Here is a 17,485-nt window from a genome sequence, read left to right as displayed (position 1 = left end):
TAATGTCACTATGCCGGTCCAAAAAAATTAAAATAAAAGTAACAGGAGGAAAAGTGGCAGCCCCAGCCGGAGGTTCAGTTCCTGCCTGATGGTGTCTAAAGCAGCACTGAGGGCATTTCGCACATAACCATGAGAAAGTGAGAGGTCGTCAGCAATCTCTTTAGTGGTCTTACCTTCTTCTCGGTTCAGGCGGTAAATGGTGCGACGCTGTTGCGGGAGCTGTTCAATTACATCATTCAATGTTTGTCGTATCTCTCTGAAATCAATGGCAGGCAGCGGATCTTCCTGTTGTAATGGTTGTGCCAGTTTGAGTGCGGCCAGGCGCTTGTCCTGCGCAGCATTCTTTTCGAGCATCAGTAAACATTGATTGGTGACCACTTTTTTGAGCCAGGCGGCAGGTTGTTCTACCTGCGGGAGTTTATCCCGGTACAACCACACTTTGATGAATACTTCCTGCAATACGTCCCTGGCGGCCTGATCATTCTTTAGGATCTTATTGGCATAGTGTGTAAGTGGCGTTGCCCATTTGATGAAAAATTGCGTGAATGCCTGCTCATCTCCTTCCGCGATTTGGAAGAATAATTCTTTATCAGCGTATGAGGGTTCGGTTGGCAATACAGTTGATTTGGTGGCGGGATGTGGTGCAAACTATAGAAAAAGATTGAAACGAAATACATACAATGAAAAAACGAAAGTCGGGCCGCTTCTTCCAGACAGAAAAAAACGCAGTATGAATTTCAAAAACAGCATGCCGGCTCAGGAAGGTAGCTGCCCGTAAATGACTGGCGTATTTTCACATCTGATCTTCACTGGAAAAAAATGAACATGAAAAATAATAAAAGACAGTTACACAGGCTCATACTGATCATGGGTCTTATCATAAGCATGATTTCATGCAAAAAGAATGCTTCCACATCGGAGACAAGCATTGGTGAGCCTGTTAAAAGCGAAAAAGGAGAACCGGCCGGAGCTGTGGTTCAGCAAGTGATCGGCCCGGCTGGTGGCAACATTACAAGCGCAGATGGATCGCTAACTATCCATGTTCCCGCAGGCGCCGTAGCAACCAATACCACATTCGGCATTCAACCCATTACCAATACCATATTTGAAGACACTGCAAAAACCGCATACCGCCTCACTCCTGAAGGCACCACCTTCAGTACTCCGGTTGAAATATCACTCAATTATTCTGAAGGGCCATCAAAAAGCTCCAACCCGCAATGGATCGCAGCAGCTTACCAGACAGCTGAAGGAAATTGGAAAGCAGTACCTGGTAAACTCGACAAAGACAGGAAGAAATTCATTTTCAAAACAAACCACTTCAGCGACTGGAGTGTAACCGAAGTATTATCCCTGTGGATAGCCGATCCCTTCGTAGGATACGGAGATACCACAACGCTTATCATTGAAGGCTTCACCATCGGAAATGATGATCTTCTTGCCCGGCTTACCAACCGGGTAGACAATGTAGAATGGCGGGTTATCCAACCCACGAAAGGAATTATTAAAGTTGATCAGAAATCGCCAAAGACCGCCAGGTTCACTCCTTTCCGCCTGCAGCCAAATACCAGTAATATTGCAGAGATCTCAGTGAAACTCACCGGCCATAATATAAAAGTATTTGATGAAACGCTGCCGGGAGGATTCGCGAAATTCGACCAGGTGACCCTGCTCGGCCAGATAGAAATTCTGGGAGACAGTTATATGAAAGGCGTTTTCAAAGGAGAAAAACTAAATATTACCAATGTATCCGCGATAGGCAATGATGCCAGTATCGGGATCACGGGGCAACAGGGAACGATACTCATCAACCTGCATGCATTTGCTACTGTTCCGGGCAAGTACCCTTGCGGAGAAGATTACCAGTACGGTAAATCCAAAGCAGGAGTATCTGATTACGTTGGTCAAATACCAAAAAATTATTTAACCATGTATGAAGACTGCGGTCCGCCCCGTACGTTGAAATACTCGTCTGGGAATGTTGAGATCACGGAATTCGGGAAAGTGGGAGAGCCGGTAAAAGGTTCATTCTATGGGCCGGTGTACATCCTGGAGGGCAGTGGCCCGAATGGATGCCCTCAATACAAGTCACACATGCTTTATGTGGAATTCAGGGCGATAAGAAGTTTGTAATCCTGTAATAAAAAATGGGGCTTGCATTTAGCCCCATTTTTTATTACATCAGTTTCCTGCTTCCCATCCATAATCAATATACTCGTAATCCACTTTGTCTCCATCAACATTGATCTGAATAAATCCTTCCTCCACATTGTGCTGCTTGCTGCGCCACCATTTTCCTGATACAGAAGGCGCTGTTATGAATATGGTTTTGTTCAACACATTCAAGGCTTCAAAATAATGCAGGTGCCCCTGTAATACCAGGCGCAGATTTTTCGAATCAAATAATCTCAGCAGTCGATGACTGTCCACCGCCGCCACTTTATCATCATTGGCATTGGTGCCGCCACCATACAATTGCGACAAAGTAGTGATCAACGGCACATGCATCATGATAACAATTGGCGTTCGAGCACCTACTGTTTTCAGGTCTTCTTTGATCCATTCAATTTGCACACTATCGATCTTGCCGATATACTTTCTGTCTGGAGTGATGAAGATATTGTCCAGCACCATGAAATGCCAGCCTTTGTGATCAAAGGAATAGTAGCGCTTACCAAAGTATTTTTCATAATATCGCTTTCCATAGAGTGTGCCATTTGTATCAGCCTCCTTTTGGTAGAGTTCAAAAACCTCATGATTGCCAACTGCGTAATGGAGCGGCGATTTGATCTTTGCAGCCTGTTCCAGATAAGCTTTGGTATTACCGATCAGTTCCTTTTCTTTTACGCGCAGCGCATCGTAGATGATATCTCCGCCAACCATTACCAGGTCCGGGTTGAGTTGGTTCAGCGTATCCACCAGCATTTGAAATCCCCTGGGCGCATTATATTTCTGCGTGTAATGAATATCAGACATGAATACAAAACTGAACTTGCTTTGGGCAAGTCCAGTTGTTGTAAAATTCAATAAAAACAAAACGGCAACACAGATCTTTTTCACTTTTCTATTGCTATTTAGGGTTTGGTAAATTTATGGATGGTCAGCTTTCTGTTCTTGATATAGCTCGCATAAGCTTCTCCGTTGGGAGCAAAATCCAGGGACAGGTCTGTTGCAGTAGCCATTTCAAGGATATTCTGTATTGACCAGTCCTGCGTTTCATTATCAAATGAAACGATAGCAGGATAATTATTTTCATTCTTGAAAAGGAAATAGGGAATGCCATCCGGTGAAATGGCAAAATCCAAATCAAATCCGGAGCCCCCGGAAAGGTAACTACCCAAAGGTGTTATGTTATTCGTTACCGGATCAAACCTGATCACGCGGTATTTCTGGGTAGTAGCATTACTGTTATCTGCAAATGCGGCGTAAATAGTTCCCTCATCGTCCACTTCCATATCAAACTCATCGGTATGAATAGCGGTAGCGTTGGGGTCCCTCCAGGCGTTCAGCAGAGTAGACCATAGACCATTTTCGTATTTGTAAATGGAGATCGTATTTCCACTGCCGGTATTGACTGCGCCTAAATAGATTGCGCCATTCTTTTTCCTGGCTGCCTGCCAGAAAGTGGCCTGGGTTCCTCGGTTGGGCAATTTGTTGCCGGTAGTCCATGTATCGTTTTCAAAAATTGAATACCCCAGTTCCCTCCTGACGAAACCTCCACCTGCAGCATCATATGTATTGGTGAGCATCAGTTTTGTATCATCAACAAAAACAAGGGCATTGTAAGACATCTTCACGCCTGTCAATCCCTGCGGCCCTACCATGGACCATCCTGCGCCATCGAGTTTCTTCACAGTAGGCGCCTGTGCGGGGGTTGCATTATAATCAGGAAAACTAACGTAGGGCATTCCTGAACTATTGAAAGTAAAATCGAAATTGGAGCCCATACGGCCATCGGAAATTTCCCTGTTCACCCATACTTCATTCTCCAGGTAAGCCATCGCCGGTCTTGAATCGGAAGAGCTTGGCCTGTTCTGGCTGTACATAAGGTAGGGCATTCCTGTAACTGGGTTCACTTTCATGATCATTGATGTAGCCGAATCATTTACATTAACCTCGATAGCCTTCCAGATAAAATCACTGCCTTTGGCAATAGTTACAGTATACTTCGCATTGTAATTGCCATCGGAAAGGAAATAATCAACAGGGATCCGGAAATCATTCGCAGTCTCTCCACTTTTCTGTATGGCTCCACCTGCTTTGATCACATCATTATCACTTACAGTGAACCGGGCGATCAATGCAGACCTGTCTACATTCACAGGCATCTGCAAAAGGATATTGTTGTTATTGAGATTGCTTACGATGAAATCCCTCTCCAGCACACCAGGATTATCAGCTTCATAAAAACCGAAGGAAAGCAATTTCACTTCATTCACATCCTTACGTTCCCATACGTCCGCTTTCTTGGCGCAGGACACCAAAGCGATCATCAGGAAAATGGAAAAAGTTATATTGAACAGTTTCATATTTATCTTTTAAAATTTAGACTCAGTGGAACTTTGTGATGGTCAGTTTTCTCTGGAGCTGGTCCTTGCCTGGAAGCCCCAGGTTGAAAGCAGGGTTACTTACACTGAGCAACTCGATCACTACAGTATTGTTCTTTGCCGGATCAACAGGATTGGCCATCCACCTGATCCTGACAGGCATATCGTAAATGCCGGGCAGGAATTCCACTTCGGATGCAGGATTGATGAGTTCATAATCCACTCCTTCTGTAAGTCCATCACCTACTGTGATCTTGTATGCTACAGTAATAGGTTCCAGTACTTGTGGGCCACTCAGGTAAATACCATAAGTACTTACCACATTCGCTTTATCACTGATATTGACGGTGGAAGATTCATTGTCCATGATATGAACATACCGCAGATCGTAAGTATCGTTTTCGTTTTTTGAGCAGGCGCTGAAAAGGAAAACCGATACAAACAGGTATAATATATTTCTAAACGATTTCATATGCTATTTATTTACGGCTGGGTTACCTGTCATGCCCGGGTTGGCGTCTATTTCAGACTGCGGGATCGGCAGAATAAAAAAGTTGCTGGGATAATCGATCCTCTTCACAATGGAAGTGGTGGTAGCGCCGCGGACCAGGTTTTGTTTCATCCGGGTAATATCAAAAAAATTATGTCCTTCGAAACAAAACTCTTTGGCACGTTCTTCAATAAGTGTCCTTGTCAGGAAATTCTTACTCATATCACTGAAAGCAATATCCGCAGGATCCTTCTTCAATGCACGTCCAATCAACACTTTCAGGTCATCTGCTGCGAGGTCCATGCGGTCTTTCGCCAGGTTAGCTTCTGCCCTGATCATATACATTTCTGAAACCCTCAATACCATCGGATCATATTTTTCTGTACTGCCATCAAACTGAACAGTGATGGTCCATTTTTTAGTCAGGTATTTTCCGGCAATGTCCGGCATGGTCTGAAATAATCCCAACCTGATATCAGTGGGGTCTTTGAAAAGGCTCATCAAGGTATCGGCAGGCACATAGGTAGCATCTTTCAGGGCATATACTTCGCCAAGCTTTTTTGTTCTGAGCCTTCCGTTCAGACGGAAAATGGTTTCTACACCCGGGGCCAGATCATTGAACATGGCTGCATAATCATTTTCATAAGCGAGTGTACTGTTCCCGATCACGGCGCCTGCATAGCTGATGGCATCATCCCACTTCTCTGAATACAGGTATACTCTTGCCAGCAATGCCTGTACTGATTTTTTGGAAGCATAATAGGTGCTCTGTGCTGTACTGTTCCCAAACAGCGTTTCAGCTTCCTTCAGATCTTTGATCACCTGCGCATAAACATCTTTCACAGAAGCCCTGCTCACTTTATCTTCCGGTGCAGGATTCTTCAGTACGATAGGCACTCCCGGATGGCCTGCATCAGCAGTGTAATTCCAGGGTTGGGCATATGCCCTGCAGAGATCGAAATGTGCGAGCGCTCTGATGAACAAAGCCTGGGCTTTGATCTGGTCCACTTCTGTTTTATGATTGGGATTATTTTTAACAAATTCAGGCGCCTGCTCTATGATATTATTCGCATTGGCGATAGTGGTCAGGACCCTGCGCCAGATATAACCCACAGCCTGGATCTCTTCCTCCGGGTCCGACAGAAAATCCTGCTGCTGCTTCATTACATTGAGGCCGGTCTTGGTAATATCCACCATATTGCCTGCCACTTCAGGATAATAATAAAAATAAGAAGCATAATAATCGAAGGTTAGTCCATATGTACCGAGTATGCTTGAACGAAAACCTTCAATCTTCGAGAAAAGATTGGGAATGGTTTCCCTGTCTGAGTTGTCCACCTCAAAATATTTCTTACATGAAGTGAATGTAACCAGTAGGATTGCTATATAAATGAGTTTATTCTTCATCGTTCATGTATTAGAAAGTGACATTAATAGCTAACAGAAAACTTGTTTCCAGCGGGTATCCACTTCTCGACTGTTTGTAGGAGTTCCTGTTGGTTTTATCATACGGTGTCCAGAATCCAAGTTCATTACCTATCAGGTTGATCCTGCAATCTTTTACATGCAGCCTTTTCAGCGTTTTTTCCGGAAGCCTGTACCCTAACGTAAGGTTTTGCAGACGCACGAAAGTGGTCTTGTGAACAAATCTCGTAGAGTTCATCACGGAGCGTGTGGAGATACCCCAGATAGGTTTGGGATTGATAGCCACATCACCGGGGCGCTGCCACCTGTCGAGCTGGTTCACCGACTGGTTGTCTGCTTCGATATTCAAACCATCTGAGTTGATGCCCCTGCCGAATGAACTGAATGCATAACCGCCGATCTGGTAAGAGATGAGCGCACTCAAAGAAAATTGCCTGTACTCGAACTGGTTCCTTACGCCACCAAAGAGATCAGGGTTGGCGGATTTCCAGGGCACCCTGTTATCGATGCTGTAAGAACGGGTAAGGTTGCCATTGAAATCATACCACAAAGGCGCACCGTCCCTGGGGTCAACACCTGCCCACCTGATGAGATAGAGCATATTGAGGTCCACGCCTTCCTGCCAGATATAGTTTCCGTTTGCCTTGCCATTATCATTATACAATTCCACGGCCCTGTTTCTATTATGCGCAGCATTCATTTCAACCCACCATGCGAATTGTTTGCGCTCATGTCCTATTACATTCCATCTTACAGTGGCCTCGATACCTTCGTTTACAATCACACCAGTATTGCTTTGTGCGGAAGTTTCTCCTGTAGCTCTCGATACAGGCACATTAACGATCGCATCAACTGTTTTTTTCCTGTAAGCTTCCACGAGGAAGGTCACCTTATTGAACAAGCCCAGGTTCAGTTTCAGGTTGAATTGCTTAGCGGCTTCCCAACGAAGCTTTGTATTGGGAATATTAGAGAGGATAGCTCCCTCCTGATCATCATAGCCATTGCCGGGGTTGATGGCATAAACTCCGAAGACCTCCTGGTTGCTCAACCTGGAGTTACCTGTTTTTCCATAAGTGGCGTCTAGCCGCAGGTAGTCGATATTATTAAACTCCTTGAACAGATCATTCTTGAGGTTCCAGCCAATACCTGCCGAAGTGAAATTACCCCAGCGGGCATCACTGCCAAAAGTGGAACTTCCATCCCTTCTGCCGGTGAACTGGATATAATATTTCCTGTCGTAATTATATTCCACCTGTCCAAAATAAGAGGCTTGTTTTTCCTCCCGCTTGTTGGAGAAATTGGATTCGACTTTTTTCCCGTAGGATACATCCCGGTGATTGTCGTCGTCAAATCCGGAAACGGACAGGTGACTGGTATTGCTTTTCTTGGAAAGCAGTTCCAATCCAGCCAGCGCACTGATATGGTGGATACCGAAGCTCTTCGAGTAGTTCAACCGCTCGATGAAAGTTTTGGTAACAGTTTCATTGTATGACCTCGATGCGTAACCAAGTGCATTTCCCTGCTGGTCCATACCAGACCAGTTGGTCCTGGCACTATACTGATTCTGTTTTACCTCCTGGTAATCTATTCCATATTGCGTGGTGGATTTCAATCCTTTGATGATCTCGTAACCCAGGATGAAGTTATTGTTGAGTACATTACCTTTTTGGATATCATCGTTCTGTTCCCTTTCGGCTACTGAGTTGAAGAATTTCACATTGGAATAAACGGGATCTCCATTGGGAGCGATACCGGATATTTTCCGGTTGTACAGGCGATAGCTGCCATCGTTGTTGTAAGGTGAGAAGATGGGCAGAAAATCCAGGTAATCCATTCCTGGATTGAAGGTATTGTTCCTGTTGAAAGAATATCGGGTGATCACACCGATATCCAGTTTTTTGCTGAATTTGTATTTCAGGTTGGCAGAAGCTGACGCCCTCAACTGCGAATTGCCCTTGATGGTTGCTTTGTTATTGAAGAAGCCGCCGGAAACAGCATAGTCGAGTTTATCGGTACCGCCTCTCAACGATAATGTAGCGTTGTTGAGGATACCGGTTCCGTAGAACTCATCCGTCCAGTCAGTATTGGTTTGACTGTAATTATTCAGGTCATTGTCGTTGTAAGGGAAGTAAGCCATATTTCCTCCTGCATTGGCAAAGGATTCTTTGGCCAGTTCCATGTATTCCGCACTGTTCAGTGTTTTATATTTTGTACCCTTATTGATCCTGGAAAATCCATTTTGCAATGAAAGGCTTACCGTGGGCGAGCTTTTGGTTCCTGACTTTGTAGTGATCAGGATCACACCATTGGATGCATTGGCGCCATAAATGGCGGCAGCGGCGGCATCTTTCAATACAGTAATCGATTCGATATCCTCTGGATTGATATATGACAAGGGAGTTACAGATGTTTGTATGCCCGGGACCATATTGGTACGGTCACCGGTAAAAAAAGGTGTACCGTCAACAATCCACAGCGGTTCATTGGATGCACTGAAAGAACCGGTGCCTCTGAGCCTGAGGTTCATCCTGGGTTTGGTGCTGCTGGCATCATCAGTATTCAACGTTACTCTCAAACCAGGTACCTGGCCATCCAGTAACGCATCTATACGACCGGCAGGCAGATTGGCGATCCTGTCTGCATTGACCTGGTAAGCAGATCCCACCATTTCCGTTTTCCTTTTCTTTTGTCCATAAGCCATCACCACTACTTCATCATTGATATTGGGCTTGGTCTGCAACACCACCATCAGGGAATTCTTTCCCCCGGTCAGTTTTATGTCCTGGCTTACATAACCAACATAAGAAACGGAGATAACATCACCGGCATCCAGGTTCAGGGTGATATATCCCTGTGCATCAGTTACGCCGGATCTTTTGGATTTTGCAACTGCAACGGTGGCACCTGTAAGCGGTTGTCCTTCCGCGTCAGTAACGCGGATCTTCACCGGGTCGGCCTGCGAGAGCATCAGCTCTACTGTTCGCTTATTTTCTGTGGGTGCAGCGGAACCGCGACTGATAAAGATGGTCTTGTTCTCGATAACATAATTCAGAGGCTGACCGTTGAAAGCCGCTTTCAGTACTTCTGCGAGTGAGGCATTCTGCAAATCAAGTGTAACAGGTTTTGCATCAGCCAGCAGTTCTGCATTATAGAAAACAGCGTAACCGGTTTGCTTTTTAACGGCAGCGAGTACTTCCTTCAAAGGGGCATTCTTCACTTTAAGGGTTACAGACTGTGAGAAGCTGGCCGATACATGAAAAAAACAACCTAGCAGAAAAACTGCCATGATCTTCATCACGCGCATTGCTTTGGTGAATGACCAGGCGGAACCTGGTGGTAACGGGAGAGATACCATAACTGTATTTTGAGTTGGGGTTTACTATGAACGATGGACCGTCAATTCAGGTGAAGCCTATGGCATCACAATTAAATTCCTTCCTTCCAGTCTGAAATTGATCTTGGTTACTTCCAGTCCTTTCAATACTTGCGACAAACTCAGGTTCCTGCTCATTTCTCCGAAGAAACGTTGCTCAGGAACGCCTTTTTCATAGATAATGTTTATGTTGTACCATCTTGATATTTGCCTCATGATGGTTTTGATGTCTGCGTTATTAAAACTGAAGAATCCGTTGCGCCAGGCGAGCACCTGTTCGGTATCCACCGATTCCACTTTTACAAAATCGATATTGCCGGTAACTATCGCCTGCTGGCCGGGTCCGAGTACCTTAGCTTCGGTTGAAGAAAGTTTTCTCACTCTCACACCCCCATCTATCAGCGTTGTTTTTACACCGCCTTCATCCGGATAGGCATTCACGTTGAAACTGGTGCCCAGCGCCAGGACCTCCGTACCATTGGCATTCACGATAAAAGGCTGTTTATTGTTCTTCGCAATCTCCATGTATGCTTCGCCGGAAATTTCAACTACTCTTTCAGGCCCGTTGAATACTGTGGGATACCTGATATATGAATCGGCATTTAACCAAACCCTGGTACCATCGGATAATGTGAGTGCATACTGGCCCCCTCTTGGTACAGTCAGCGTATTGAAAGAAGGTTTTGCGGCAACGCCTCTATCAACCTGATAAGTCAGTCTTCCGCTATCAAGCTTCATAACCCTGGCATTACCCTGTTGTGCAAGGTTTCCATTCTTCGATTCGTCAAGTACTATCCTGCTTCCATCAGCCAGCGTGAGAACAGCTTTATCACTGCCTGCCACAATATCAGTTTGTGGTGGAGTAACGGCCGCCGCCATCTCTTTGCCTTTTTTATCGTTTTTGAATAACAGGAATAACAGAGCCGTCACAGCTATAACAAAAACTGCTGCAGCATAACGGAACCAGCTAGTTTTAAGGAAATGTACACGGTGAACAGCAGTAGCCGGTTGCTCATCCTGAGTAGCTGCAATTGCATTCTTCAACCTTGAAAACATCCGGCGGCTATGTTGTTCACTGATGTTTTCAAGATGTTTGAACCGGTCACTAAGATCTACATCACGGAACTCCTCCATCAGTGCCTTCGCTTCCTCCGGGTCTGCCGCCATGAAATCGAAAAGTTCATTGGCCTCGCCCGCGGACACAGCGCTGTAGAGGTATTTTTCCAGTAACTGCCTGTAATATGACAATGGATTTTGCATAGTTCCTGATAAGAAGACAGGAACTTCGAAATAGAGGGTGGTTCGAAAAAAGAAGAATTTTAGAAAAATATCAGGGAAGATCTAAAACCAGTAGCAGCACAAAAGCGAGATCGCCTTTTTCATCCAGGAAGCTACGGAGCGTTTTCTGGGCTTTCACCATATGTTCCTTTACTGTATTCCGGGAAATCCCAAGCAGGGCGGCAGTTTCATCATAGGTCTTACCTTCTTCCCGGCAAAGGCGAAAAACCTTACGGCGCTGGGGCGGCAGGGTTTCCAGGGCATTTTCCAATAACTGATCGTATTCCTTAATCGCGCCTGTATCCTGGACCTGCGTGGAAGAATGCGTTTGCAAATGTTGTATGACCCTGTTCCGCAACTTATTATCCACGGCAATTTTTTCTAAAGCATTGATGGCCTTGTTGTGGCAGATGCGAAAAAGATAGGAAGAAAACGAACTGTGTACCTGGAGCTGCATACGTATATCCCAAATCTTCATGAATACTTCATGAGTGAGATCTTCCGCCAGGGAATTATCTTTCACAAAACCGGCCAGGTAAGCGTATACCCGTTTGTGGTAGCGTTCATAGATTTCCTCAAATACCCGCTGATTGCCACTTTGCAATAGCTGAACCAATTGTTCATCTGTGTATGTACTGAACTGTAACATTCGGGGTCTGACATCGGGTAAACGGTGGATAAAGGTAAGAGAATTTTAATAAATCATATATGACAAAACGCCTGCTGGCAATAACCAGCAGGCGTTTTTGATATCTAACAAGAAAAAATTAGAATTTGAAAGCAACACCGAGACGCACATTGGTAGAACCGGTAGCGCCGAGCTCGAGGAATCCACCAATATTATCAGTGAAATAGTATTTACCACCGGCAAGGATACCGAAGTAAACACCGCTGCCATAGCTTGATTTCAGACCATCGCCATCATAATCGCTGTCTTTCCATTTGAAAGAACGGTAACCGAGACCAACACCGGCATATACATCCACCTTCTCGTTATTGATGTTCAGCAGGGTATTGAAATGGTAATTGGCTCTTGCTCCGAAATACAAAGCGGTGAATTTCCAATCATATCCAAATCCGCCATACTTATGGGACAGGTAATCAACATTGGCGCCAACACTGATATCTTCGGTTACTCCCACTTCAAAAGACGCGCCTAAAGGAATACCACCACTGTAATATGAGTTCAGACCAATACCAACATTCAACAGTTTGTCTCCTTTGGAATATGCCCCGTTTTGCGCGGTAGCAACTAAAGAAACAACTAAAGCAAAAAGTAATACGCTCAATTTTTTCATGACTGCCGTTTAAATTGAAAAATTTTGCGGCAAAAATAAGCGTATCAACCATTGGATACAATACCTGAATCTCATTAAACGAAAACTACCTGTTTACCGGGATAGGGAAATTATCCTGATACGCAGGATAACTATGTGGATCATACGCTTTTCCACGCTGAGATTTTTTTTCATTTCCAGGCCCGGGCAATTCTGAGACCGGTATTAAGCGAATATTACCAATCTTCTTAATCTTTTCGTAACACACCAGCGTATCTAAGCCAGCTCATATTTGTGTCTATTTACCTGTAGCCGCAGTTAAACAGGCACAAGCATGAGTTCAAATACAGATGAATTAATTTGGGAGGCGATCAGGCAGGACCATCACCGGTCTTTCGAAATTCTTTTTGTAAAGTATTATCCCGAGCTGCGCAACCTGGCTTACTATTATTGTGGCCGCTATGAGGACTCAGAAGAAATTGCCGCTGATGTATTGCAGAAGCTCTGGGAAAAAAGAAAAGAGATCAACCTGCAGGCCACGCTTCGCGGCTATCTCATGGCCAGCATCCGCAATGCCGCCATCAATCTCCTTCGACAAAAGATCCAGGTCATAGAAGAACTCACTGAAAATATTTCAGCAACCGGGCATGATGAGAACGAACGTCCTGAACAGCGACTCCTGCTTAAAGACATTGAAAAAGAAATACTGCACGCACTGGACACGCTCCCCGACAGGCAGAAAGACATCTTCCGTCTTCAACGTTTGCATAACTATTCCATTCCCCAGATAGCTGCTCTTATGAGTATCACAGAAGGCACAGTGCAAACACAGCTCTACAAAGCCGTAAAAAAGCTCAAAAGCTACTTCTACCAACGCAGCAAAACCAGGCAAACTTTATCTCTATGAAGAAAAATAATGATCCCATCAACTGGGACCTGCTTCACGCAGCGCTCACCAGCAACCCGGACCCTGCACTGCAACAACAATGGAAGCAGTGTTGCACGGAGAACGGTCAATACCTTATCCTATACAACGAGCTCAAACCTCTATTTGAACAGGCTGATGAACCTGAATGGGCCGATCTCTCCCATCACCTTGACCGGATCAACAGGCTGCATCAACTGCCAACTACCAGGCGTACGCGCATCTTTGCCATTCCCCGGAAAACCTGGTGGATAGCGGCTGCCATACTTGGCGTTGTTTCATCCGCATGGCTGGCATTGCATTTCGCCCGTTCCGGCAGGAACGAAACCGCTCCTGTAACCTGGAAACTGGTGAAGGCGCCGGAAGGAAAACTGACACTACTGCATTTCCCCGATGGATCTGTGATCAGCCTTACACCAGCATCACTGCTGAAATATCCAGGCAATTTCGATAGCAGGAAAAGAGAAGTTTACCTGAGTGGTGAAGCCTATTTCTCAATAGCGAAAGACAGCGCCAGGCCATTCCTCGTACACAGTGGCCCCGTTACCACCAGGGTCACCGGCACTTCATTCTCCGTAAAGAGCGATACCACAAATGGGAAATATGAGATCAGGCTCGTGGAAGGAAGTGTAAGCCTGCTGGAAAAGAAAGGAGCAGGCGAACAATTGCTTGGCAATCTCTTACCCAACCAGGCTTTCTATTACAACAAAGCAAAACATAACTGGCATATAGAACCGATGACGGAAAGCGAAGCCGCCGCTATTGCAGCAGGAGGCTTCGTATTCAGGAATAAACCGCTACAGGAGATAGCGAGACAACTGGAACTCTATTATTCCGTTGCTGTGAGTTTTACTGATAAACGGATCCGCCACTTCGAGTTTTCAGGCATCTTCGAAAAACCAACATTAAGCAAAATACTGCAAGTGATTGAAGCCGGCGGGAAAGTAAAAATCTCCCGTAAACAAGACCTGATCATCATTTCACCCAAAAACTAAAAGACTTGTATGCGACCATCAACTTTAACCCGTAAAAGACATTTCATTCAACTGTCTTTTTCACTGGTGTTATTATTGTGCCTGACCACCGGCTCAGAAAGCCAGGCACAGAAGCTGAGCGATTTCAAAGCTTCACTCAGCGCCAGGAACAAACCCATACCTGAAGTATTGCAGGAAATTCAATCGCAGACCGGCCTGGTATTTGCCTATTTCAAAGATGACCTCCATGGCATCCCCCCGGTGAATCTCGCCATCAAAGATGCCTCCGTTGAAACTATCCTTCGTCGTATACTGCCTTCCAATATCGTTGTTCCGCATCTTTCCGGCAACCAGGTGATCCTGAGTAAACCTGAACAGAAAAAAACAACTCCTGTAAAGTATGGCATCGTGAAAGGGATCGTGAAAGATGCCGTGAACCACGAGGTTCTGCCCGCCGCAACTGTTGCCATCAAAAACAAAGGCTGGTCTGTACTCACGGATAAAGACGGCAATTACCTGATCCACCAGCTCCCTGCCGGCCCCTATGAACTGGAAGTATCTTATCTGGGTTATTCAGCCTCCCGGAAAAAATTCAATATCGAAGGCGGCGAAACCATTACCCTCAATATCGAACTGCTGGCAAAAACACATGCCCTGAATGGGGTAACCATCACCGGTATCCGAAGAGGTGAAGCTACTGCCCTCAGCTCCATGCGCAATGCCGAGAATATCAAATATGTACTGTCGAAAGAACAGATAGAAAAATTCCCCGACAATACCGTATCGGAATCATTACAGCGTGTACCAGGCGTGGCAGTTGGTTACAGCTATGGCGTTGCCCGTGACGTGATCATCCGTGGCCTCGACCCAACAAGGAATTCTCTCCAGTTCAACGGCAATAAAGCCCCTGCAACAGAAACACAAACGCGCACCACCGACCTCAATGGCGTATTATCAAACACCGTTGAAAGTATCGAGATCATCAAAACACTTACACCTGACCGTGATGCGGACGCAACCGGCGGGATCGTGAACATCATCACTAAAAGTGCACAGGACCCCAATGCAGTACTCTCCGGGAAAGCCCTGGTTGGATACAATGGACTTACCCGCAAACCCAACTATGATCTTTCTGCCGTGTTCGGACAAAAAAAGAAAAAATTCGGGTACCTCTTCGGTACCAGCTATTTCAAATCAACACGCGGGCAGGACAGGATCGATATATCATATGAAGACTTCGACCTGAATGGGACCAGCACACGCAAGCCGGAGAACATCACCTATGAAGCCTTCTCCATCGACCGTGAAAATCTCGGCCTGACAGCCGACTTCAATTATGATGCTGGCAAAAGCACCAACCTCTACCTCCGCAGCTCCTACAACAAATACTACGAGTTCCAATACTCCGGCAGCATCAGCAACAGCCTGGGCTCCTGGGACAGCGATAAGGACATCAGCGATATCTCCATCTATCGCGAAGGACGCTGGAGGGATTATAACCGCGACATCTTCAATATCAATCTCGGCGGCAAATCCGTTGCAGGTGGCTTCAACCTCGACTACGACCTGAACTACAACAAAGGTGTATATGATCAGCCAAAATATTGGAACGCCAGTTTCAGGCAGAATGATCAGGCAGCCACGCTCGATTTCAATGACCCTTCACGTCCTGTGCTGAATTTCAAAGACCAGTCGGCTTTCGATCTCAGTAAATTCACCACCCGCAATTATGTGAACCGGCATGAAAAAGTAAATGATATCGATGGGCAGGGCTCATTCAATGCAAAGAAAACTTTCAAGATTGGCAGCGAGCGAACTGCTTTCATAAAAGCAGGTACACGTTACCGTTATAAAAAAAATGACCGCTTCAGGAATTATTTCAACCATGTGCTGAAAGCCGGCGAAGATGCTTTCCGGCTGTCTGACTTTACTTCCGGCTACCGCAGGAAAAACTTCTTTGACAATGTGGTGGATTTTCACGGTTTCCCTGACACGAAGATCATGGAAGAGAACTACCAGCGTGAAACCGACAAGTATGAAGATGATATCACCTATGTTCGCCAGAATACTGACCCGGACTCCTACTCAGGAACAGAAGACCTGATGGCGGGCTATCTCATGGGAGGATATAACAGTAAGAAATGGGAGATCACAGCTGGTGTTCGTTTTGAAAGAACTACCTACAACTACAAAGGCAACCTGGTGGTGCTGGATGAAACAGGTAAATATGTGTCCACCACCAAAATAGATCATGGCGGAGATTTCAGCGGCTTCTACCCTTCCATCAATGTAAAATTCAAACTGTCGCCACAAACCAATATCCGCGCGGCAGTGACACGATCATTATCCCGCCCCAATTATTATGATCTCGTGCCCTGGCAGGAGATCGAGAGAAGAAGGAAACGTATCAACCAGGGCAACCCCAGCCTGAAAGAAGAGAATGCAACCAACTTCGACATACTCTTTGAACATTATTTTTCGAGTATCGGTTTGTTGTCCGGCGGCGTTTTCCATAAGGAAGTGCGTGATGTACTTTTCGATTATTCCTATCTTCAGACAGGCGGAGAATTTGATCAGTACCGGATCAATACTGTCAGCAATGGCACCAAAGGAAATGTGACAGGTTTTGAACTGGCCTGGCAACAGCAGTTCACTTTCCTGCCGGGCTGGCTCAATGGATTTGGTGTATATGCCAATTACAGCTATATCCGTTCCAAACTCACCATACCCTTCATGGAAACAAAACGCGATATAGCCCTGCCGGATATGCGCCCGCACGTAGGCAATTTTTCTCTGACCTATGAAAAGTATGGCTTCTCCGGCAGGATCTCCACTTACTTCTTTGCAACTTACCTGAGAGAAGTAGGAGATGAGGAAAGATTCGATATCCATGAAAAAGGCAGGATGCAGCTGGACTTCTCTGCTTCCCAAAAGATCACACGCAGGTTGAAAGCCGTATTCAACATCAGTAATATCACAAAGGCCAAAAGGTCTGACTATATGCAGAACGAAAGCTATCCGCTCAACACCTATACCGATGGTATCTGGGGAAGCGCAGGTGTAAGCTTCCGTTTGTAAGAATTCAGCGAGCCGGCAGTCGCTCGCCTCTGGCGGGTGACTGCTAATTGTTCGCCTCCGGCGAACACTGCGTCGCCGGAGGCGACTAAATAAAAGTCACTCGCCAGAGGCGAGCGGC

The 17,485-nt window shown here is 45.7% G+C and carries 13 protein-coding genes; 4 read left to right on the top strand and 9 right to left on the bottom strand.

Annotated elements, in window-relative coordinates; all coding sequences use genetic code 11:
• Positions 1–27: 27 nt before the first annotated feature.
• Positions 28–615 carry an RNA polymerase sigma factor gene (locus tag D9Y29_RS08610; protein WP_127127052.1) on the bottom strand — a complete coding sequence of 196 codons (588 nt, stop codon included), beginning with the start codon at positions 613–615 and terminating at the stop codon, positions 28–30.
• 210 nt (positions 616–825) lie between these two features.
• On the opposite strand from D9Y29_RS08610, the gene D9Y29_RS08605 reads away from it, so the two are divergent.
• The gene (locus D9Y29_RS08605; protein WP_127127050.1) at positions 826–2,133 is read left to right on the top strand and encodes a hypothetical protein; all 1,308 of its coding nucleotides are present in this window, start codon (positions 826–828) and stop codon (positions 2,131–2,133) included.
• Positions 2,134–2,181: 48 nt separating this feature from the next.
• Here D9Y29_RS08605 and D9Y29_RS08600 read toward each other — a convergent pair whose 3' ends face one another.
• From D9Y29_RS08600 to D9Y29_RS08565, 8 genes are all read right to left on the bottom strand, one after another.
• Entirely contained in the window at positions 2,182–2,976 is a 795-nt protein-coding gene (locus tag D9Y29_RS08600) for a metallophosphoesterase (protein WP_127127048.1), read from the bottom strand.
• A gap of 98 nt (positions 2,977–3,074) precedes the next feature.
• Positions 3,075–4,529 carry a hypothetical protein gene (locus tag D9Y29_RS08595; protein ID WP_127127046.1) on the bottom strand — a complete coding sequence of 485 codons (1,455 nt, stop codon included), beginning with the start codon at positions 4,527–4,529 and terminating at the stop codon, positions 3,075–3,077.
• A gap of 22 nt (positions 4,530–4,551) precedes the next feature.
• Entirely contained in the window at positions 4,552–5,019 is a 468-nt protein-coding gene (locus tag D9Y29_RS08590; protein ID WP_127127044.1) for a hypothetical protein, read from the bottom strand.
• 3 nt (positions 5,020–5,022) lie between these two features.
• Positions 5,023–6,444 (bottom strand): RagB/SusD family nutrient uptake outer membrane protein, encoded by a 1,422-nt coding sequence (locus tag D9Y29_RS08585; protein WP_127127042.1) that lies wholly within the window; start codon positions 6,442–6,444, stop codon positions 5,023–5,025.
• Between the two features lie 10 nt (positions 6,445–6,454).
• Positions 6,455–9,817 carry a SusC/RagA family TonB-linked outer membrane protein gene (locus D9Y29_RS08580; RefSeq protein WP_127127041.1) on the bottom strand — a complete coding sequence of 1,121 codons (3,363 nt, stop codon included), beginning with the start codon at positions 9,815–9,817 and terminating at the stop codon, positions 6,455–6,457.
• 57 nt (positions 9,818–9,874) lie between these two features.
• Positions 9,875–11,095 carry a FecR family protein gene (locus D9Y29_RS08575; RefSeq protein ID WP_127127039.1) on the bottom strand — a complete coding sequence of 407 codons (1,221 nt, stop codon included), beginning with the start codon at positions 11,093–11,095 and terminating at the stop codon, positions 9,875–9,877.
• Positions 11,096–11,165: 70 nt separating this feature from the next.
• Positions 11,166–11,762: an RNA polymerase sigma factor gene (locus tag D9Y29_RS08570; protein WP_127127037.1), complete on the bottom strand. Its 597-nt coding sequence runs from the start codon at positions 11,760–11,762 to the stop codon at positions 11,166–11,168.
• A gap of 118 nt (positions 11,763–11,880) precedes the next feature.
• On the bottom strand, positions 11,881–12,411 hold the full coding sequence (locus tag D9Y29_RS08565) for a hypothetical protein (protein WP_127127035.1): 531 nt from the start codon (positions 12,409–12,411) through the stop codon (positions 11,881–11,883).
• 313 nt (positions 12,412–12,724) lie between these two features.
• Between D9Y29_RS08565 and D9Y29_RS08560 the strand changes: the two genes are divergently transcribed.
• Genes D9Y29_RS08560 through D9Y29_RS08550 form a run of 3 tightly spaced genes read left to right on the top strand, consistent with a single transcriptional unit; the run spans position 12,725 to position 17,367 of the window.
• A complete protein-coding gene (locus D9Y29_RS08560) occupies positions 12,725–13,297 on the top strand; it encodes an RNA polymerase sigma factor (protein WP_127127033.1) in 573 nt (190 codons plus the stop codon).
• Positions 13,294–14,310: a FecR family protein gene (locus D9Y29_RS08555; protein WP_127127031.1), complete on the top strand. Its 1,017-nt coding sequence runs from the start codon at positions 13,294–13,296 to the stop codon at positions 14,308–14,310. The genes D9Y29_RS08560 and D9Y29_RS08555 overlap by 4 nt, the downstream gene beginning before the upstream one ends.
• Before the next feature lie 9 nt (positions 14,311–14,319).
• Complete coding sequence (locus D9Y29_RS08550; RefSeq protein ID WP_127127029.1) at positions 14,320–17,367, top strand: TonB-dependent receptor; 3,048 nt, start codon at positions 14,320–14,322, stop codon at positions 17,365–17,367.
• Positions 17,368–17,485 lie beyond the last annotated feature (118 nt).

Origin of the sequence: Pseudoflavitalea rhizosphaerae (assembly GCF_003991355.1) — a bacterium.
GTDB lineage: Bacteria > Bacteroidota > Bacteroidia > Chitinophagales > Chitinophagaceae > Pseudobacter > Pseudobacter rhizosphaerae.
Note: the sequence above shows the minus strand (reverse complement) of the source record. Positions and strands in the feature narration are given on the sequence as shown.

Bases quoted from the DNA above. Each gene is read 5' to 3' on its own strand.
- D9Y29_RS08600 (WP_127127048.1), bottom strand. From the start codon at position 2,976: ATGTCTGATATTCATTACACGCAGAAATATAATGCGCCCAGGGGATTT.
- D9Y29_RS08570 (WP_127127037.1), bottom strand. From the start codon at position 11,762: ATGTTACAGTTCAGTACATACACAGATGAACAATTGGTTCAGCTATTG.
- D9Y29_RS08560 (WP_127127033.1), top strand. From the start codon at position 12,725: ATGAGTTCAAATACAGATGAATTAATTTGGGAGGCGATCAGGCAGGAC.
- D9Y29_RS08595 (WP_127127046.1), bottom strand. From the start codon at position 4,529: ATGAAACTGTTCAATATAACTTTTTCCATTTTCCTGATGATCGCTTTG.
- D9Y29_RS08550 (WP_127127029.1), top strand. From the start codon at position 14,320: ATGCGACCATCAACTTTAACCCGTAAAAGACATTTCATTCAACTGTCT.
- D9Y29_RS08580 (WP_127127041.1), bottom strand. From the start codon at position 9,817: ATGGTATCTCTCCCGTTACCACCAGGTTCCGCCTGGTCATTCACCAAA.
- D9Y29_RS08585 (WP_127127042.1), bottom strand. From the start codon at position 6,444: ATGAAGAATAAACTCATTTATATAGCAATCCTACTGGTTACATTCACT.
- D9Y29_RS08575 (WP_127127039.1), bottom strand. From the start codon at position 11,095: ATGCAAAATCCATTGTCATATTACAGGCAGTTACTGGAAAAATACCTC.
- D9Y29_RS08590 (WP_127127044.1), bottom strand. From the start codon at position 5,019: ATGAAATCGTTTAGAAATATATTATACCTGTTTGTATCGGTTTTCCTT.
- D9Y29_RS08605 (WP_127127050.1), top strand. From the start codon at position 826: ATGAAAAATAATAAAAGACAGTTACACAGGCTCATACTGATCATGGGT.
- D9Y29_RS08565 (WP_127127035.1), bottom strand. From the start codon at position 12,411: ATGAAAAAATTGAGCGTATTACTTTTTGCTTTAGTTGTTTCTTTAGTT.
- D9Y29_RS08555 (WP_127127031.1), top strand. From the start codon at position 13,294: ATGAAGAAAAATAATGATCCCATCAACTGGGACCTGCTTCACGCAGCG.